The following is a 19,237-nucleotide window of genomic DNA, read 5'->3' as shown; positions in this document are numbered from 1 at the left end:
TTATGTATAGGAGGATGCGTATGGGACAGGAAGTATTGCTTCAGATGACAGACATATGCAAGGAATTCCCCGGCGTAAAGGCACTGGATCATGTATCCCTGACCGTAAAAAAGGGAACGGTACACGCGCTGATGGGAGAGAACGGCGCCGGTAAATCCACCTTGATGAAGTGTCTGTTCGGTATCTACAGTAAGGATGCAGGAAAGATTGAGCTGGAAGGCAAGGAAGTTAATTTCAAGAATTCCAGAGAAGCACTGAACAACGGAGTGGCCATGGTTCATCAGGAATTGAACCAGGCACTGAAGAGAAATGTCATGGATAATATCTGGCTGGGCCGTTATCCCATGACAGCAGGTATTATGGTCAACGAGCATAAAATGCTGGAAGACACCAATAAGATTTTTGAAGAACTGGGGATCGCAGTAGACCCCAAGAGAATTATGAGTACGATGCCGGTATCACAAAGGCAGATGGTAGAGATCGCCAAGGCGGTATCCTATAACAGTAAGATCATTGTATTCGACGAACCTACTTCATCCCTGACGGAAGAAGAAGTGGAGCATCTGTTTAAGATCATCAACATGCTTCGAGACAGAGGATGCGGTATTATTTATATCTCTCACAAGATGGCAGAGATCCTTAGGATCGCAGATGAAGTAACCGTCATGCGTGACGGTACCTGGATCGCAACGGAGCCTGCAGAAGAATTGACCACAGATAAGATCATCAGACTCATGGTAGGACGAGAGCTGACCAATCAGTTCCCTCCCAAGACGAACAAACCCGGAGAAGTGGCATTGGAAGTGGAGCATCTGACTGCAAGGTATTCTCTGTTGCAGGATGTGTCCTTTAAGGCCAGAAAGGGTGAGATCGTGGGCCTGGCCGGACTGGACGGAAGCGGAAGAACGGAGACTCTGGAGAATATCTTCGGCGTTGCTACCAGAAAAGACGGTCTGATCAAATTAGACGGCAAAGAAGTGAAGAACCGCAATGCCAGAGAATCCATTAAAAACGGCTTTGCACTTCTGACAGAGGAACGTCGTGCTACCGGTATTTTCGGTATCCTGAATATCCGGGAGAATACGGTGATCTCCAGTCTGAAGAAGCATAAGAGAGCAGGATTTTATCTGAGTGATAAATCCATGGAGAAGGACACCACATGGGCTATTGATGCCATGCACATCAAGACACCTTCTCAGAAGACGAAGATCCGGTCATTGTCCGGTGGTAACCAGCAGAAGGTTATCCTCGGCAGATGGCTTCTCACAGAGCCTGAGGTGCTGATGCTGGATGAACCTACCAGAGGTATCGACGTAGGTGCAAAATATGAGATCTACCAGCTGATCATCGATCTGGCGAACAAGGGCAAAGTTGTCCTGATGGTATCTTCGGAGATGCCGGAGCTGTTGGGTGTATGTGACAGAATACTTGTCATGAGCGGCGGCAGACTGGCAGGAGAAGTAGATGCCAAAAATACGACACAGGAAGAGATCATGTCTCTTGCTGCAAAATATGTATAGGAGGATATGCGTATGAATCCCGGCAAAGCAATTCAGAATAAAATTAACGGCGTAAAGCAAAATTTTGCAGACTACAAGAAGCTGGACAGCAGAGACAAGAAGACCTACTGGAAAGAATTTTTCCTTAACAATGCCTTATACATCCTGCTGATCGTAGCAATTATTTACACTTACATCCAGAACTCCAATTTCCTGTCGGCGGCTTCCATTGTCAACATTATCAGCCTGTCCGCAGCGAACCTTCCCATTGCCTGTGGTATTGCGGGATGTATCGTATTGACCGGTACTGACCTGTCCGCAGGACGTGTGGTAGGACTTACCGCATGTATTACCGCATCCCTGATGCAGTCCGTAACCTATGCGACCAAGATGTTCCCGAACCTTCCGGTACTTCCGATCCCTCTGGTGATCCTGATCGTACTGTTGGTCGGTGGTATCGTAGGATGGGTCAATGGATTCTTCGTGGCGAAGTTCCAGTTACATCCCTTCATTGTAACTCTGGCTACCCAGCTGATCGTATATGGTTTACTGTTAATGTATATCATGATCAACGGCAATAACGGTCAGCCTCTGTCCGGTCTGGATCAGCATTTCAATGATGTGGTAAAAGGAAGCGTAGTATCCTTTAATGCCGGCGGAGCAAGAATCGCCATTCCCAACTATGTATGGCTGGCAGCTGTCATTGTTATCATTATGTGGTTCATCTGGAACAAGACAACCTTCGGTAAGAATATGTTCGCAGTCGGTTCCAATCCGGAAGCAGCGAAGGTATCCGGTGTTAACGTAATGCGTACTACCATTCTGGTGCATACTCTGGCAGGTGCTATGTACGGTCTGACCGGTTTCATCGAGTCCTCCCGTATCGGTTCCAATACCGCCAACACCGGTCTGAACTATGAGTGTGATGCTATTGCAGCCTGCGTTATCGGCGGTGTATCCTTTGTAGGTGGTACCGGTAAGATCAGCGGTGTTGTACTGGGTGTATTCCTCTTAAGAATTATCTTCGTAGCACTGAACTTCCTGTCCATCAACATGAACATGCAGTATGTGATCAAGGGACTTATCATTCTGGTTGCCTGTGCGATCGATATGAGAAAGTATCTGGTAAGAAAGTAATGATATAAGACACACGCATAGAAAACATCCGCGCCTGCCTGCAGGCAAAGGATGTTTTCTGCGTGGGGAGTAAAATAATATGAGCATGAAGAAATTGCTTATATCAGATTAGGAAAAGGAAAGATTATGAATCAGGAACAAGTGACAGCAGAGAATACAGAAGAAAAGGCAGCAGAGGTCACCGCATCGTCAGAAATGGCGGGACAGACGCAGGAGGCGGTCCGCCCGAAGGGAAAATGGTTCGGCCGCGGTATCTACGGAAGCAAGGATGTCCCCATCCGCATTTTGGACGGCCTGATCGGTGTTTTGATCGTGGTGATCGTGGGAATGATCATTTTCTTCGCGGTACGCGGTGGATTCAACATTATGTACGATACGGATGGCGGAAGCGAAGTGCCCGCACAGAAGATCCGCTACGGTGAGTTCATTACGGAGCCGGAGACACCTTACAAGCCCGGATACACCTTTGACGGATGGTATACGGAAAAGGAAGGCGAGACGGTGTTATGGTATTTCCAGTCGGAAAAAGTTACCGGCGATATGACATTGACCGCGCATTGGATACCGGCACAGTTCACAGTGAAATTTGACTATGACGGTGGCACGGATGCAGACGGTGCGGTCACGGAATCCAAGCAGGTGACTTTCGGTGAGACCTATGGCACACTTCCGGAACCGGTCAAAGAAGGAAGCATCTTTGCCGGCTGGGAATACAGCGGACAGACGATCACCGCAGATACCGTTGTCCAAATGACAGGAGAACATGTCCTGACAGCAATCTGGAAATGATCTGTTTATTGTTTCAATATCGGTAAATTCAAGAACTCCCGGCTGGAGGCAGATACTGCTTCCGACCGGGAGTTCCTGTTTTTTGAAAGCAATTTTCCCAGACTGTTATAAAAGAAAAGCCTCTTGACAGGATGCAAATAATGTCGTACTATTGTATTATACAAATAATACAACAAAACAATAGATATGAAAATGTAAAAACGAAATGAAAATTATTAAGAAAGGATGATAGGAATGGCGTGGGAATTAGATGCTGACAGACCAATCTATGCGCAACTGGTAGAACGGATCCAGCGGGAAATCGTATCCGGAAAATATCAGCCGGGAGAGAAGCTCCCCAGCGTCCGTGATCTGGCAGCGGTGGCAGCGGTGAATCCGAACACGGTCCAGAAGGCATTTGCGGAACTGGAGCGGAGTGGTCTGATCATGACGCAGAGGACCAGCGGCAGAACGGTTACGGAGGATACGGAACTGATCTCCAATACGAGGGAGAAGCTGGCAGCCGGTCATATGAGGAGCTTTATAGACAATATGCAGGAGCTGGGGTATGACACCGGGGAGATCAGAGAGCTCTTGGCTAAAATGCAGTCCCGAGAGACCGGGGATTCCGGTAAACAATCAAGAGAGGCGGAAAATAAATGAATAATTTGGTGGAAATCGTGAACTTAACCAAGAAATACGGCACCAATGTGGCCGTGAATCATCTGACCGTAAGTCTTCCCAAGGGGAAGATCATTGGTCTGCTGGGACCCAACGGCAGTGGTAAGACGACCCTGATCAAAATGCTGAACGGTCTGCTGACACCGACGGAAGGAACCATTTTGATCGATGGCAATAACGTGGGACCGGCGACTAAGAGTAAGGTGGCCTATCTCCCGGACCGCACATACCTGACTATGAATCAGACGATCAGGGAGATCCTGGATTATTTTCAGGACTTTTATGCGGACTTTTCCAGGGAACGTGCAGAAGAAATGTTAAAAAGCCTTGGAATCGACCCCACGGTGAAGATGCGGACCTTATCCAAAGGTACAAAAGAAAAGGTACAGCTGATCCTGGTGATGAGCCGGAATGCCAGCCTGTATATTCTCGATGAGCCGATTGCCGGTGTGGATCCTGCAGCGAGAGATTATATTCTGCGCACCATCATCAACAACTACAATCCCGAAGCTACGGTACTGATCTCCACCCATCTGATCGAGGATGTGGAGCAGGTACTGGATGAAGTGATCTTCATGCGCTACGGTCAGCTGGTGTTGTATACCTCTGTTGACAATATCAGAGAAGAGAAGGGGAAGTCTGTAGATGCTTACTTCAGGGAGGTGTTCGCATGTTAGGAAAGTTGATGAAATATGAATGGAAAAATATCTGGAGAGCAGGTACACTGATGCTTCTTGGAATGTTTGTAGTCACCGTGATCGGCTGCGTGGTATTACGCATGCCGGGAGGACTGGTAACGGAAATTGTGGACGGCAATGATATAAATGCGGCACAGAGCTGGTTTGTAGTCTCTTCCTTTGTGGCAACACTGATCCTGTATGTGATCATGCTGTTGGCGTCCACCTGGGGCATGCTGATCTTCCTGGGAATCCGCTTTTACCGCAGCATGTATACGGATGAAGGCTATCTGTCCCATACTCTGCCGGTGACGGCAAACCAACTGTTCTTAAGCAAGGTACTGGTCTCCGGCGCCTGGTATCTGTTTCTTACGATAGGCATTGGTATCTCAGTGATGGCATTGGTCGTGTCTTTGATGACAGGACTTTTAAATGTTGGTGAACTGAGTGGTGTAATGACACAATATAATGGGAATATCTGGGAATTCCTGACGGATGCTTTTTATGAGATTGGCAGAGCATATGAAGACGAGATGGGAATCAATCTGCTGCATTATGGGATCACACTGCTCTTAACCTATGTAGTAGGACCTTTCATTACTATGGTCACTCTGTTCGGAGCCCTGACGATCGGCCAGTTGTCTTCTAAACATAAAGGGTTCATGGGAATCCTGGCCTATGCGGGAGTGACAATCCTGTCTTCCATCATAGGCAGCACTGTACAGAGTGCTTTCATGTTTGGTACAAATGTCATGAGCAGTCAGAGTGGAATCTCGGTGAGTGCCAATTCGGCCTATGATATTAATGTGATCACCAGCCTGCTCCTGGCAGCGATCATGTACGGAGTATCTTATTACATCATGAATAAAAAATTAAACCTGGACTAACAGGTATGGCACCTTGCCCTTACGTACGAAATTTGGTATAATAAATCCAAATTGACAACAGGGAACGGGTGAAGGTATATGCAGGAGATAATTGATAGAATTTTAGGAGGAAACTTCGATTATGAGAATGGTTCTTTGGAATTCTCCTGCTCTAAAATAGAGATTTCCCTGTCTCAGGGAACAGCGTACGAAGGCTCTTTTCACATCCTTTCTGCATCGGAAGGCTATGTAAAAGGATCTGTAATATCGGACCATCTGCTGATGGAATGCATAACAGACCAGTTTACCGGCTCCGATGCAGAAATTTTTTATTGCTTCCATGGAGAGAATCTGGAGGAAGGGGATGTGGTGAAGGGCTCTTTTTCTGTAGTCAGCAACAGGGGAGAATACAATCTGCCTTTCGTGGTGACCGTGGAGCATGGCGTATTGAATTCTTCCATCGGTACCATAAGGAATCTGTTTCATTTTGCTAATCTTGCGAAAAGTAACTGGGCGGAAGCGGTACGGTTATTCTATGATCCGGATTTTCGGCGTCTGTTCCAGGGGAATGATGAACATTTTTATGGCTGCTATCGTATGCTGTCCGCCTATGAGGGCAATGAGCAGAACGTGGAGGAATTTCTGATCTGTATCAATAAAAAACAGCAGATAGAGTTTCTGATAGAGGAAAAGGAACTGGTGAAAAAGCTTTCCAGAGCGGAAGGTAATTACGGGGTGACGGAGAACAGCCTGAATATTGTCAGAAACGGCTGGGGATATACCGATTTACAGATCGAATGTGAGGGAGAGTTTGTCTTCACAGAAAAAGAAACATTAAGTGATGACGATTTTCTGGGAAACAGGTGCAGACTCCCGGTCTATATCGACAGCAGTATATGCAGGCCCGGTAAAAATTTCGGCAGGATCTATATATACAATGCTTATACGTCGCTGGAGATCCCGGTGACGGTACAGCTGGGGGATATGACGGTGGTGCGGCATGCGGACCACAGTCATATGCAGTGCAGAGCTCAGATCATGAAATATTATGAGGATTTTAGATTACGTAAGATCGGAACAGGTACCTGGCTGGCAGAGACTGGCAAATTGGTGGAACGTATGGTGACTATGGATGAACGGGATGCATCGGCCAGACTGTTTCAGGCACAACTTCTGATCACCGAAGAGAGATACAATGAAGCCGGCTGGATTCTGGATCATGCAGCGGATATGCTGGAGGAACAGAAAGCTGCCGGCGGGGATCTGTGGGCATATTATCTGTATCTGACGACACTGATCCACAGAGATCCCCAGTATACCAGGCAGATGGCAGAACAGGTGGAGCAGATCTATCGCTATGACAGGACCAGATGGCGGGTGGCGTGGTTGCTTTTGTATCTGTCGGAAGAGTATAACCGGTCTGCTTCCGGAAAATGGTTGTTTCTGGAGAAGCAATATCAGTATGGATGTACCAGTCCGGTCATCTATCTGGAGGCACTGGCACTTCTGAACAGCAATCCTGCATTGTTGCGGAAGCTGAACGGATTTGAACTGCAGGTGCTACATTTTGGCGCCAGACAGGAGGCGATCAGTGACAGCCTGTTAGAGCAGCTTCTGTATCTGTCTGGCAGAGTGCGGGAATATTCGCCGCTTTTGTGCAGAATTCTGAAAAAAGTATACGGGAAAAAAGAAGATGTACGTATCCTGCAGGAAATCTGCAGTCTGTTGATCAAAGGAGGCAAGACCGGTACGGATGCTTTTGGCTGGTATGAGAAGGGTGTGGAAAGCCATCTGCGGATCACCAATCTGTATGAATATTATATGGCCTCGATAGATATGGATTCCGTAACGGAACTGCCGAAGGTAATATTGATGTATTTCTCGTTCCAGAACAATCTGGATTACGAACACAGTGCCTTTTTATATGCGTATCTGTTGAAACACAGGGCGGAATACGAAGAATTGTATGAACATTACGAACCGCGTATCGAACGGTTTGTCATCGATCAGATTCAGAAACAGCACATTAACAGACATCTGGCGGTGCTGTATCAGGAATTCCTGACACCCGCGATTGTGACGGAGACAATGGCAAAGCCGCTTTCCCGTCTTCTTTTTGCACATCTGGTACGGGTGGAAGATAATAGAATACGCAAGGTGATCGTCGGTCAGCCGGGCAACCTGAAAATGACGGAGACTTTACTGCAGAACGGTATCTCATGGGTAGCAATCTACGGAAATGATTATACCATTGCATTTGAGGATGCCTATGGGAACAGATTCCTGAAAAATGTGGAATACACGCTGGAGAAGCTTTTGGTGCCTGGAAAATATCTGCGGCTGTTGGAACATTATGTGCCGGATACTGTGGAACTGGATCTGTATTTTGCAGAAAATGACAGAGGAGAAGATGCTATGTCTTCCGCAAAGTTAATGCGTATGGCAAGACTTGCGGCATCCGATGCCGTGGAGCCGAAGCTGCGGCATAAAATAGCGGTAGAGCTGGCGCAGGCTTATTTTGATGCCGATGATGTGCAGGCATTGGATGAATATCTGCAGGAGTTTGATGGAGAACACCTGACGGTGGAACAGAGGGAGACCGTACTGCGTTTCCTGATACTGCGTGGGAATTATGAGAAGGCATATCAGTGGATCGAACGGTATACACCGTATTTTGCGGAAGCCAAAATATTGCTGCGCCTGACGGATGCGCTGATCTCACAGTCCGTACATGACGGAGAACCTGCCTTATATGCGGCGGCATTGTCTGTTTTTCGCAGAGGAAAATACAACGGAAATGTTTTGGAGTATCTGTCTCATTATGTACAGGGAACGACGAAAGAGCTGCGTGATATCTGGAAAGCAGCCAGATCTTTTGAAGTAGACTGCTATGAACTCAGTGAGAAAATTCTGGTACAGATGTTGTTTTCCGGTGCATTTGTGGGAGAACGGCTGGATATTTTCCGCTATTACGTATCTCAGGGAGCCGGACAGGAGATCGAAGAGGCGGTTCTGATCCAGAGCTCTTATGATTACTTCTGCAGAGAAAAACTGACGGAGGAATACATTTTTCATGAAATCCGTAATTGCTATCTGCGGGGGGAAGAGACACAGAGAATCTGTAAACTGGCATATCTGAAATTCTATGCGGAGAACAGAGACAGGCTGGAGAGAGAAGATGAGCTGCTGATCTGGGACTTCCTGCAGGAAATGATGAAAGAGCATATTCATCTGAACTTTTTCCGGGAATATAAGGACTGCTTTCCCGAGCTGCAGGAACTAAAGGACAAGACCATTGTGGAGTATCATACCAGAGGCGGTGTCCGGGCAAGAATTCATTATGTGATGCTGCATGAGAACGGACAGGCAGAGGATTATCTGTCGGAATACATGCAGGAAGTATACAGTGGAGTATTTTTCAAAGAGTTTGTGCTCTTTTTTGGTGAGAATATTCAGTATTATATTATGGAAGAATCCGCAAACGGAGAACAACTGACGGAGAGCGGAAGCTTACAGAAGAGTGATATCATGAATGATAATCCAGACAGTAAATACGAGATTGTCAATGATATGATGATCAGTATGACGCTGCAGGATGATGATACACTGGATCATCTTCTGGAGGAATATTACCGCAGAGAATATCTGGATCACAGACTGTTCACTCTGCAGTAAGATCAGACAGACCACAGAGAGGAGGCGGAAGGAAGATGCGACTGCCGGGAAGCGAAAAAGTAATCGTCGGATATGATCTTGGCAACAAATATGCGCAGATCAGCTGCTATGTTACGGGTAGTGAGGAAGAGATCAGAACATTGTCTTCCGTAGCGGGATCTTCGGTCTATACCATTCCGCTGGCGCTCAGTAAGAGACAGGGAGTCAACCAGTGGTTTTACGGAAGTGAAGCAATACGATATGCCGGGGAGGAAGAAGGAATTCTGGTGGAGAACCTTTTGAAGCTGGCCAGGGACGGAGAACCGGTGCAGATCGACGGCGCACCGATTGATCCGGTGGCGTTACTGACGCTTTTCCTGAAACGAAGTCTGGGTCTTTTATCTCAGGTGACAAATACGGAACGTATCGGTGCCCTGATGATCACCTGCGAAGAATTGGATCATCGGATGTTGGAAGTGCTGACAGCGGCCACAGAGGGACTTCATCTGAAGACGGATCAGATCTGCTTCCAAAGTCATGTGGAGAGCTTTTATTACTATAATCTGTACCAGCCGGAGGAACTGTGGCGGCATAAGACGATATTATGCGAATATGGAGAGGCTTCCATACGTACCTACTGCATGGAATGCAACCGGCATACCACACCTGTAGTGGCATATATGGAGGAGAGGGAATTTCCTTTCCCGGTACCGGAATCCGATGAGAAAATGCAGGAGATCGCGAAAAAACTGTGTGAAAATCAGATGATATCTTCGGTATATCTGATCGGTGAAGCTTTTTCCCGGGACTGGATGAAGGAATCCCTGCGCTATCTGTGTAAGGGGAGGAGAGTTTTCCAAGGCAATAATCTGTTCAGCAAGGGTGCCTGTTATGGCATGATGGAGAGAATGACTCCCGGGGAAAACGGTAAAAATCATGTGTTTCTGGGAAGAGATAAACTCAAATCCAATATCGGAATGAAGGTTCTCAGGCAGGGAGAGGAATCCTACCAGGCATTGCTGGATGCCGGAATCAACTGGTATGAAGCCAAAAATACCATGGAATTCTATCTGCTGGAGGGACGAGCTGTGGAGATCCTGATCACTTCCCTGACCGGCAAGGGGAACCGGATCGCCAGAATCGTACCGGAAGAATTACAGGAGGGAATCATCCGCCTGCGGATCAGCGTGGAAATGCGGGATGACACACACCTCAAGGTAGAACTGGAGGATTTGGGATTTGGCACATTTCGTGCTGCAACACATCACATCTGGAAGGAAGAGATCGAACTCTGACCGGAGATGAAGATGGATGGAGATGAGAATGGAAATGAAGGCAAGTCTGTGTGTAGGTGAATATTGTGAAACAGCCTATAATATAGAAGGACTGGAGATCCGGGTCTATTGCATGGAGGAACTGTGTTATTGCCTGAAGGAAAATGCGTTTCTTCTGGATATGTCTATCATGAATGATAAACTGGTGGACTGGATCGGAGAGGAATGCAGGGTCAGAGAACTGGCAAAGCAATTGTACCCCATGGTACATAAACAGGGGTCACTGAGTGTTTTCGTGCTGACGATTCTGCAGTATGTGGGAATCTATGGGGAAGAAGAGCTGCAGGCAGTCGCACAGGTGCTGAAGCAGGGATCCGGACTCAGCAACCTGGAGAAACGTAAGAGCCAGATCGACTATATGGTGGAAAAAAGAAAATATGCCGCGGCCATTCGCGGATATGATATGCTATTGGAAACCTGGAGTGATCTGGAGAGAGAAGGAAGAGAGCTTCCGGCCGGAAAAGTCAGGGCGGCGATCCTGCATAATAAAGGCGTGGCCCTTACCGGACTGATGCTTTATGATAAGGCGGCAGAGTATTTTCGTGAGGCATGGCAGGCGGATCCGGACAGAAGCCATCTGGATGCTTATCTTGCGGCAAAACGCATGGAGCTTTCGGAAGATGCTTATGTGGCATTTGCGGCCCGGAACCCGGAATTCTATACAGAATCGCTGGAACTGGAGAAAAGTATGGAACAATTCGGGAGAGAATGGGAACAGCAGCCGGAATTCCGGCAGTTGAAACTGCGAAGAGAATGGCGCGCAAATGACAGACAGAAATACGATGCGGAAAATGAGAGACTCATCACAGCATTGAAAAACAGTTATCGGACGAGTGTCAGCATATAACAGGACCAGAACGGACAGGAGAAAACTATGGCGTGGTGGAAACGCTTTTTTAAGAAAAAAACAGAGCCGGTGGAAGAGGATGACTGGGAACAGTTGGTCTATACACGTAACGGTGTAAATTTTGAAGAGGAAGATCAGCGGAAACGTTACATTGTGAACTGCCTGGAGCAGATAGCGGAAGCTTCCAGGGAGATCGATCTGCTCACCGGAGAATATACACTGGTAACATCGTACCTGACGGATATGGAAGAGATTGAGGCGTTACCTGCACAGCAGAGAGGGGAGATCAACCGTACCGCAGGTAAAATATCTGCGCTGGAACAGGAACGCAGTAAATATCGTGAGAAGAAAAACCGGATGAAAGATGCGGATTATTATGCCATCCGTAAAAGAGAAGATGAGATCGAAGAAGGGATTCAGAAGATCCGGGAAGGCGAAAAATACGGCAATCTGGTACGACAGGATCTGCATCGACTGGATGGAGAACGGCATGCCTATGAATATCGCAGAAATGAACTGGAGAATCTGATGAACAATCAGAGGGGAATGGCGGTGATCTTCCTGACGGCATTGATCGTGTGCGTGATCATGCTGGCTGTTCTGCAGTTTGCATTTGAAATGGATACTTACGTGGGATATTTCCTGGCGGTAGGCGCCGGCGCAGTGGCAATCTCCTATGTGTGTATCAAATACATGGACAGTGACAGGGAATTGCAGCGTGTGGAGAAGACCATCAATAAACTGATCCAGCTGCAGAACAAAGTAAAGATCCGGTATGTGAACAACTGTCAGCTGATGGAATATCTGTATCTGAAATATAATACAGACAGTGCAGCCAGACTGGAAAAGCTGTGGAAAATGTACCAGGATGAAAAGGAAGAACGGAAACAGTTCGCGGAGGCGGAAGCCAAGATCGAATATTACCAGAAGCAACTGGTGGAACAGCTGTCTAACTATCGGGTACAGATGCCGGAACGCTGGATCGGTCAGACAGCAGCTCTTTTGGATAAACGCGAAATGGTGGAAATCCGACATGAACTCATTCAGAGAAGACAGGCGCTCCGCAAACAGATGGATTACAACCAGGAGGTGGCGGAGACCGCCAGGAACGAAGTGAAGGATGTAGCAGCAGCATACCCCAGATATGCAAAGGAAATTCTCTCGATGGTGGAACGTTACGACCGATAAAGAATTGACAAGACCCTCCCGTTATGTTACTATGACACCGTGTTAGCAATTTACCATGCTAAAGTATACAATGCGGCCAACAGTGAGTGGCAGAACGGGAGGATGTATTATGAAAAGAGTATTAGTGGCATTATTGGCGATCAGCATGGCAGCAGGTGTTCTTACCGGCTGTGGTTCTAAAGGATCTGATAAGACATTTACCGTAGGTTTTGATGCGGAATTTCCCCCTTACGGATATCGTGATGACAATGGAGAATATGTAGGCTTTGACCTGGATCTGGCAGCGGAAGTATGCAAGAGACAGGGCTGGGAACTGGTAAAGCAGCCCATTGACTGGGATGCAAAGGATATGGAGCTTTCTTCCGGAGCCATTGACTGTATCTGGAACGGGTTCACCATGAACGGCAGAGAGGATGCCTACACCTGGACCGAGCCCTATGTGGATAACAGCCAGGTGTTCGTCGTAGCAGCAGCTTCCGGTGTACAGAATAAGGAAGAGCTGGCAGGCAAGGTTGTAGCGGTACAGAAGGATTCTTCCGCACTGGCTGCACTGAATGATGAAGAGAACAGTGATAACATTGCACTGCGTGATTCCTTTGCACAGCTGATCGAGTATGCGGATTATAACACTGCTTTCATGGATCTGGAGCAGGGTGCGGTAGATGCCGTAGCTATCGATATCGGTGTGGCACAGTACCAGATCGCCCAGAGAGAAGCAGGGAAGTTCGTTATGCTGCAGGGTGAGGACAACAAGCTGGCAGTAGAGCAGTACGCCGTTGGTTTCTTAAAGGGTAACGATGAGTTAAGAGATACCGTGCAGAAGACCCTCGATGAGATGGCAGCAGACGGTACTTTCACACAGATCGCTGAAAAGTGGGGACTGACCGACAGTGTCTGCCTCGGTAAATAACAAAAGCTAATTGATGTAAGTCAGGATAATTAAGGAGTAGATTTCATGAGTTTGCTGACCATGAGTGCCCAGCTGGCAGAGGGCTTTCTGATAACGGTGGAAATATTTGTACTGACCCTTTTATTCTCCCTTCCTCTTGGGTTGATCGTAGCCTTCGGAAGAATGTCGGGATGTAAGGTGATCCGCATTATTTCCAAAATTTACATATCCATCATGAGAGGAACCCCTCTGATGCTGCAGATCATCGTGGTGTATTTCGCACCCTTTTATGTGTTCCGCATGCACGTGGGAACGGGGTATCGTTTCCCGGCGGTGATCGTAGCATTCGTGATCAACTATGCAGCATATTTTGCGGAAATCTACCGTGCGGGGATCGAATCTATTCCGGTGGGACAGTATGAGGCTGCGCAGGTACTGGGCTACAGTAAGGCACAGACTTTCGTGAAGATCATTCTGCCGCAGGTGGTGAAGCGGGTGCTTCCGCCGGTGACCAATGAGACTATCACATTAGTCAAGGATACTTCTATGGCATTTACCATTTCCATCGCGGAGATGTTTACAGTGGCGAAGCAGATCGGAGCAGCACAGACCAGTGTGGTTCCGTTGCTGGCGGCAGGTGTATTCTATTATATCTTTAATCTCGTTGTGGCATCCTTCATGGAATACCTGGAGAAGAAGACATCTTATTACAGATAGGTGACAGACAGGAGTATCGTATATGGAACAGACAGACGGCGAAATCCTCTTAGAAATGAATCATGTGAAAAAAAGCTTTGATGGAAACGGAGTGTTGGAGGATATCTCCCTTACCGTGAAAAAGGGAGAGGTGGTCTCCATCATCGGTCCCTCCGGTTCCGGGAAGTCCACACTGCTTCGCTGTGCAACGCTTTTGGAAAAAATGGACGGCGGTGAGCTGATCTATTTAGGGCAGACGGCAGCTTCAGAGAAAACGGATAAAAACGGCAGAGTACAGTGCGAATATGCATCGAAGGCGGAATTACATAATATCCGTAAATGTTTTGGACTGGTATTCCAGAATTTTAACCTTTTTCCCCATTATACAGTGATGAAAAATATCATCGATGCGCCGATCCATGTGGATAAGGTAAGCCGCACAGAAGCCGTGGCGAGGGCGGAGAAGCTTTTAGCACAGTTGGGACTGTCGGATAAGGCAGATGCCTACCCTTACCAGTTGTCCGGCGGACAGCAGCAGAGAGTATCCATAGCCAGGGCACTGGCACTGCAGCCTAAGATCCTGTTCTTTGATGAGCCGACCTCAGCACTGGATCCGGAATTGACGGCAGAAGTATTAAAGGTGATCAGACAGCTGGCAAGTGAACATATGACCATGATCATCGTGACTCATGAAATGCAGTTTGCCAGAGAAGTATCCGACCGCATTATTTTCATGGAACAGGGTGTGATCGTGGAGGAAGGTTCTCCCGAAGCACTTTTTACAACGGAAAATGCCCGGGTTCGGGAATTTATCGGTAAGTTGCAGTAAAAACATATTGATTTTTTTTCGCAAATCTGTTTATCTATTAGGTGTGGGTGTATCTTGCCCACACCTGTTTCAATAAAAGACTGAAAAACATAAGAATGCGAGGACTGATGGTATGAGCGTACAGGAAATGAAACCTATCAAGGAAGGCAAAGTTCGTGAGATCTACGACAACGGAGATACCCTGATCATGGTGGCAACTGACCGTATCAGCTGCTTTGATGTGATCTTGGACAACACAGTAACGAAGAAAGGAACTGTATTGACCCAGATGTCAAAATTCTGGTTTGATATGACTGAGGATGTGATCCCCAATCATATGGTATCCGCTGATGTTAAGGATATGCCGGAATTTTTCAGACAGCCGAAGTTTGACGGCAACAGCATGATGTGCAAGAAGCTGAACATGCTCCCCATCGAGTGCATCGTTCGTGGATACATTACCGGAAGCGGCTGGGAAAGCTACAAGAAGAACGGTACCGTATGCGGCATCAAGCTTCCGGAAGGTCTGAAGGAGGCAGATAAGCTTCCTGAGCCCATCTATACCCCTTCCACCAAGGCAGAGATCGGAGATCATGATGAGAACATCTCCTACGAACAGAGTGTGGAATATCTGGAGAAGCGTTTCCCCGGAAAGGGTGCAGAATATGCTGCCAAGCTTCGTGACTATACCATCGCTATTTATAAAAAGTGTGCGGATTACGCATTGACCAAAGGAATCATCATTGCAGATACCAAGTTCGAGTTCGGTCTGGATGAGAACGGCAATATGGTACTGGGAGATGAAGTGCTGACTCCCGACAGCTCACGTTTCTGGCCGGTAGACGGCTATGAGCCCGGACATGGCCAGCCTTCCTTTGACAAACAGTTCGCCCGTGACTGGCTGAAAGCCAATCCCGAAAAGGGCTGGAAGCTGCCGGAGGAGATCGTGGAGAAGACCATCGGCAAATACCTTCAGGCATACAAGATGCTGACAGGAAAGGATCTGTAAATAATAATTTTGGGTATTCCTTTTTGCGGGGGCAGGCAGGAAAGGTAAGGCTTACAAGTGACGGACAACATTTATATCCAGACAGAAAATAACGACAAATTAAAGGAAGAATGCGGTGTCTTCGGTGTGTACGACTTTGACGGACACGATGTGGCATCTACGATCTATTACGGACTTCTGGCATTGCAGCACAGAGGTCAGGAGAGCTGCGGTATTGCCGTCAGCGATACAAACGGACCGAAAGGGAAAGTCTTAAGCAGCAAGGATATGGGACTGGTCAATGAGGCATTTACACCGGAACACCTCGAGAAGTTAAAGGGGGATATTGGTGTGGGACATGTCCGCTATTCCACGGCGGGCGGTTCTACCAGAGAAAATGCGCAGCCTCTGGTATTGAATTATGTAAAGGGTACTTTGGGACTGGCACATAACGGTAATCTGATCAATGCTCCGGAACTGCGGAGAGAGTTAGAGTACACCGGTGCTATCTTCCAGACCACCATTGACTCCGAGGTCATTGCATACCATATTGCCAGAGAGCGTCTGAATTCCAAATCCGTAGAGGAAGCGGTGGGCAGAGCCATGACGAAGATCAAGGGAGCGTACTCCCTGGTGGTGATGTCTCCGAGGAAGCTGATCGGCGCCAGAGACCCTTATGGTTTTAAGCCGTTATGTATCGGTAAGAGAGACCATACCTATTTTCTGTCCAGTGAGACCTGCGCTCTGGATACGGTAGGAGCTGAATTTGTCCGGGATGTGTTACCCGGTGAGATCGTGACCATATCTCCGGAGAAGGGGATCGAGTCCGACACCAGCCATGTGCTGAAGCCTGCGGATACCGCAAGATGTATTTTTGAGTATATTTATTTCGCCAGACCTGACAGCTTTATCGATGGGATCAGCGTGTATGATTCCCGTATCCTGGCAGGAAAGTTCCTGGCTATGGATTCCCCGGTGGATGCGGATCTGGTCATCGGCGTACCGGAGTCCGGCAACTGCGCTGCCATGGGATATTCCATGCAGTCCGGAATCCCTTATGGTATGGGCTTCGTGAAAAATGCCTATGTGGGCAGAACTTTTATCAAGCCGAAGCAGAAGAGCAGAGAGAGCAGTGTACAGGTCAAGTTAAATCCTATCCGGGAAGCCGTGGAAGGCAAGCGTGTCATCATGATCGATGATTCCATTGTCCGCGGCACCACCTCCGACCGTATCGTGAAGATGTTGCGGGAGGCAGGAGCGAAGGAGGTCCATATGAGAGTCAGCTCACCGCCTTTTCTGTGGCCCTGCTATTTCGGCACAGATGTTCCGGCGAGAGACCAGCTGATCGCATATAACCGTTCCGTGAAGGAGATCAGTGACATCATCGGTACAGACAGTCTGGACTATCTGAAGATCGAGAGACTGGAAGAACTGGTGGGCGGTAAGCTCGGTATCTGTAAGGGCTGCTTTACCGGCAAATACCCTATGGAACCGCCTGCGGAAGATATCCGCGGAGATTTTGACAAATAAAAGATGACTATTCAGAAAACCACACCACACATGAACAAAATTAGCTGCGAAGCAGCGGGAAAGTATGTGTAACATACGGTTTTGAGAATGTGTGGGATGGGTTTGGAATAGTTGTAATAATTAGAAAATAAGAGGAGCAAGACAAATGAGTACAGGTACAGACAGATATCAGAGCCCGTTATCCGAACGCTACGCTAGTAAGGAGATGCAGTATATTTTCTCCCCGGATATGAAATTCCGTACATGGAGAAAACTGTGGATCGCACTGGCAGAGACGGAGAAAGAGCTGGGACTGTCCCAGGATGGGAAACCCGTCATCACAGATGAGCAGATCGAGGAGCTGAAGGCACACGCAGAGGACATCAATTATGATGTGGCAAAAGAGCGTGAGAAGCTGGTACGTCATGATGTTATGAGCCATGTATATGCATACGGACAGCAGTGCCCCAAGGCAGCCGGAATCATTCATCTGGGAGCAACCTCCTGTTACGTAGGTGACAACACCGATATTATCGTGATGACAGAGGCTTTGAAGTTAGTCAGAAAAAAGCTGATCAATGTCATGAAGGAGCTGGCTGACTTCGCAGATAAGTATAAGGCACAGCCTACCCTGGCATTCACTCATTTTCAGCCTGCACAGCCTACGACCGTAGGTAAGAGAGCAACCTTGTGGCTGCAGGAGTTCTCTCTGGATCTGGAGGATCTGGATCATGTTCTGGGTACCATGAAGCTGTTAGGCTCCAAGGGAACCACCGGAACCCAGGCATCCTTCCTGGAACTGTTCAACGGGGATCAGGAGACCATCGACAAGATCGATCCCATGATCGCTGCCAAGATGGGCTTCAAGGAGTGCTATCCCGTATCCGGCCAGACTTATTCCCGAAAGGTGGATACCAGAGTAGCTAACGTACTGGCAGGTATTGCGGCATCCGCACACAAGATGAGCAACGATATCCGTCTGTTACAGCACCTGAAGGAAGTGGAAGAGCCGTTTGAGAAGAATCAGATCGGTTCCTCCGCAATGGCATATAAGCGTAATCCCATGAGAAGTGAGCGCATTGCGTCTCTGTCCCGTTATGTGATGGTGGACGCACTGAATCCCGCGATCACTTCCGCTACCCAGTGGTTCGAGAGAACGCTGGATGACTCTGCAAATAAGAGACTGTCCATTCCCGAAGGCTTTCTTGCCATCGACGGCATCCTGGATCTGTGCCTGAATGTTGTGGATGGTCTGGTAGTATACCCGAAGGTGATCGAGAAGCATATGATGAGTGAGCTGCCCTTCATGGCTACCGAGAATATCATGATGGATGCTGTAAAGTTAGGTGGCAACCGTCAGGAGCTGCATGAGCGTATCCGTGAGCTGTCCATGGAGGCGGGCCGCAACGTGAAGGTAGAAGGAAAAGAAAACAATCTGTTAGAGCTGATCGCCGCAGATCCTGCATTCCCCATGGGACTAGAGGAACTGAAGGCATCCATGGATCCTTCTAAGTATATCGGACGTTCTAAGGAACAGGTGGAAGCATTCTTAAAGAACGTGATCCATCCGATTCTGGAAGCCAACAAAGATCTTCTGGGCGTAAAGGCAGAGATCAATGTATAAATAGAAATCATATCATTACAGAAATCCGTCATTAGACCAGGAGAGCCAATGGCGGTTTTCTGCGTTGCGGAG

16 protein-coding genes are annotated in these 19,237 nt (G+C 47.8%); all 16 read left to right on the top strand.

From position 1 onward, the window contains the following. Nucleotides 1-20 precede the first annotated feature (20 nt). The 16 genes from FYJ59_RS08060 (at nt 21) to purB (ending at nt 19,165) form a co-directional block, all read left to right on the top strand. On the top strand, nt 21-1,520 hold the full coding sequence (locus FYJ59_RS08060; RefSeq protein ID WP_154496346.1) for a sugar ABC transporter ATP-binding protein: 1,500 nt from the start codon (nt 21-23) through the stop codon (nt 1,518-1,520). Between the two features lie 12 nt (nt 1,521-1,532). Continuing rightward, complete coding sequence (locus FYJ59_RS08055) at nt 1,533-2,636, top strand: galactose/methyl galactoside ABC transporter permease MglC (RefSeq protein ID WP_154496345.1); 1,104 nt, start codon at nt 1,533-1,535, stop codon at nt 2,634-2,636. 126 nt (nt 2,637-2,762) lie between these two features. After that, nucleotides 2,763-3,425, top strand: coding sequence for an InlB B-repeat-containing protein (locus FYJ59_RS08050; protein ID WP_154496343.1), 663 nt, complete (start codon nt 2,763-2,765; stop codon nt 3,423-3,425). 234 nt (nt 3,426-3,659) lie between these two features. Beyond that, nucleotides 3,660-4,067, top strand: a complete 408-nt coding sequence (locus FYJ59_RS08045) for a GntR family transcriptional regulator (protein WP_154496341.1) — start codon at nt 3,660-3,662, stop codon at nt 4,065-4,067. Beyond that, entirely contained in the window at nt 4,064-4,762 is a 699-nt protein-coding gene (locus FYJ59_RS08040) for an ABC transporter ATP-binding protein (RefSeq protein WP_148445685.1), read from the top strand. Before FYJ59_RS08045 ends, FYJ59_RS08040 begins: the two co-directional genes overlap by 4 nt. Then, entirely contained in the window at nt 4,756-5,649 is an 894-nt protein-coding gene (locus FYJ59_RS08035; protein WP_154496339.1) for a hypothetical protein, read from the top strand. Before FYJ59_RS08040 ends, FYJ59_RS08035 begins: the two co-directional genes overlap by 7 nt. 78 nt (nt 5,650-5,727) lie before the next feature. Beyond that, nucleotides 5,728-9,303, top strand: coding sequence for a DUF5717 family protein (locus tag FYJ59_RS08030; protein WP_154496337.1), 3,576 nt, complete (start codon nt 5,728-5,730; stop codon nt 9,301-9,303). 35 nt (nt 9,304-9,338) lie between these two features. Continuing rightward, nucleotides 9,339-10,577, top strand: coding sequence for a DUF5716 family protein (locus tag FYJ59_RS08025; RefSeq protein WP_154496336.1), 1,239 nt, complete (start codon nt 9,339-9,341; stop codon nt 10,575-10,577). 16 nt (nt 10,578-10,593) lie between these two features. Next, nucleotides 10,594-11,463 (top strand): hypothetical protein, encoded by an 870-nt coding sequence (locus FYJ59_RS08020; RefSeq protein ID WP_154496334.1) that lies wholly within the window; start codon nt 10,594-10,596, stop codon nt 11,461-11,463. A gap of 27 nt (nt 11,464-11,490) precedes the next feature. After that, nucleotides 11,491-12,651, top strand: a complete 1,161-nt coding sequence (locus FYJ59_RS08015) for a hypothetical protein (protein ID WP_118692246.1) — start codon at nt 11,491-11,493, stop codon at nt 12,649-12,651. A 109-nt stretch (nt 12,652-12,760) separates the two neighbouring features. Next, nucleotides 12,761-13,561 carry an amino acid ABC transporter substrate-binding protein gene (locus FYJ59_RS14090; protein WP_022152963.1) on the top strand — a complete coding sequence of 267 codons (801 nt, stop codon included), beginning with the start codon at nt 12,761-12,763 and terminating at the stop codon, nt 13,559-13,561. 45 nt (nt 13,562-13,606) lie between these two features. After that, complete coding sequence (locus FYJ59_RS14085; protein WP_022152964.1) at nt 13,607-14,257, top strand: amino acid ABC transporter permease; 651 nt, start codon at nt 13,607-13,609, stop codon at nt 14,255-14,257. Between the two features lie 22 nt (nt 14,258-14,279). Further along, complete coding sequence (locus FYJ59_RS08005) at nt 14,280-15,065, top strand: amino acid ABC transporter ATP-binding protein (RefSeq protein WP_154496333.1); 786 nt, start codon at nt 14,280-14,282, stop codon at nt 15,063-15,065. 112 nt (nt 15,066-15,177) lie between these two features. Then, complete coding sequence (locus tag FYJ59_RS08000) at nt 15,178-16,053, top strand: phosphoribosylaminoimidazolesuccinocarboxamide synthase (protein WP_022152966.1); 876 nt, start codon at nt 15,178-15,180, stop codon at nt 16,051-16,053. 57 nt (nt 16,054-16,110) lie between these two features. After that, nucleotides 16,111-17,562 (top strand): amidophosphoribosyltransferase, encoded by a 1,452-nt coding sequence (purF, locus tag FYJ59_RS07995; RefSeq protein WP_328597219.1) that lies wholly within the window; start codon nt 16,111-16,113, stop codon nt 17,560-17,562. Nucleotides 17,563-17,707: 145 nt separating this feature from the next. Continuing rightward, nucleotides 17,708-19,165, top strand: a complete 1,458-nt coding sequence (purB, locus tag FYJ59_RS07990; protein WP_022152968.1) for an adenylosuccinate lyase — start codon at nt 17,708-17,710, stop codon at nt 19,163-19,165. The last annotated feature ends 72 nt before the right edge of the window (nt 19,166-19,237 follow it).

It is taken from the genome of Waltera intestinalis, from assembly GCF_009695995.1.
Lineage (GTDB): Bacteria > Bacillota > Clostridia > Lachnospirales > Lachnospiraceae > Acetatifactor > Acetatifactor intestinalis.
Note: the sequence above shows the minus strand (reverse complement) of the source record. Positions and strands in the feature narration are given on the sequence as shown.

Coding starts and splice junctions, on each gene's coding strand:
- FYJ59_RS08060 (WP_154496346.1), top strand. CDS start 21: ATGGGACAGGAAGTATTGCTTCAGATGACAGACATATGCAAGGAATTC.
- FYJ59_RS08000 (WP_022152966.1), top strand. CDS start 15,178: ATGAGCGTACAGGAAATGAAACCTATCAAGGAAGGCAAAGTTCGTGAG.
- FYJ59_RS08055 (WP_154496345.1), top strand. CDS start 1,533: ATGAATCCCGGCAAAGCAATTCAGAATAAAATTAACGGCGTAAAGCAA.
- FYJ59_RS08035 (WP_154496339.1), top strand. CDS start 4,756: ATGTTAGGAAAGTTGATGAAATATGAATGGAAAAATATCTGGAGAGCA.
- purB (WP_022152968.1), top strand. CDS start 17,708: ATGAGTACAGGTACAGACAGATATCAGAGCCCGTTATCCGAACGCTAC.
- FYJ59_RS08005 (WP_154496333.1), top strand. CDS start 14,280: ATGGAACAGACAGACGGCGAAATCCTCTTAGAAATGAATCATGTGAAA.
- FYJ59_RS14090 (WP_022152963.1), top strand. CDS start 12,761: ATGAAAAGAGTATTAGTGGCATTATTGGCGATCAGCATGGCAGCAGGT.
- FYJ59_RS08030 (WP_154496337.1), top strand. CDS start 5,728: ATGCAGGAGATAATTGATAGAATTTTAGGAGGAAACTTCGATTATGAG.
- FYJ59_RS08040 (WP_148445685.1), top strand. CDS start 4,064: ATGAATAATTTGGTGGAAATCGTGAACTTAACCAAGAAATACGGCACC.
- FYJ59_RS14085 (WP_022152964.1), top strand. CDS start 13,607: ATGAGTTTGCTGACCATGAGTGCCCAGCTGGCAGAGGGCTTTCTGATA.
- FYJ59_RS08045 (WP_154496341.1), top strand. CDS start 3,660: ATGGCGTGGGAATTAGATGCTGACAGACCAATCTATGCGCAACTGGTA.
- FYJ59_RS08050 (WP_154496343.1), top strand. CDS start 2,763: ATGAATCAGGAACAAGTGACAGCAGAGAATACAGAAGAAAAGGCAGCA.
- FYJ59_RS08025 (WP_154496336.1), top strand. CDS start 9,339: ATGCGACTGCCGGGAAGCGAAAAAGTAATCGTCGGATATGATCTTGGC.
- FYJ59_RS08020 (WP_154496334.1), top strand. CDS start 10,594: ATGGAGATGAGAATGGAAATGAAGGCAAGTCTGTGTGTAGGTGAATAT.
- FYJ59_RS08015 (WP_118692246.1), top strand. CDS start 11,491: ATGGCGTGGTGGAAACGCTTTTTTAAGAAAAAAACAGAGCCGGTGGAA.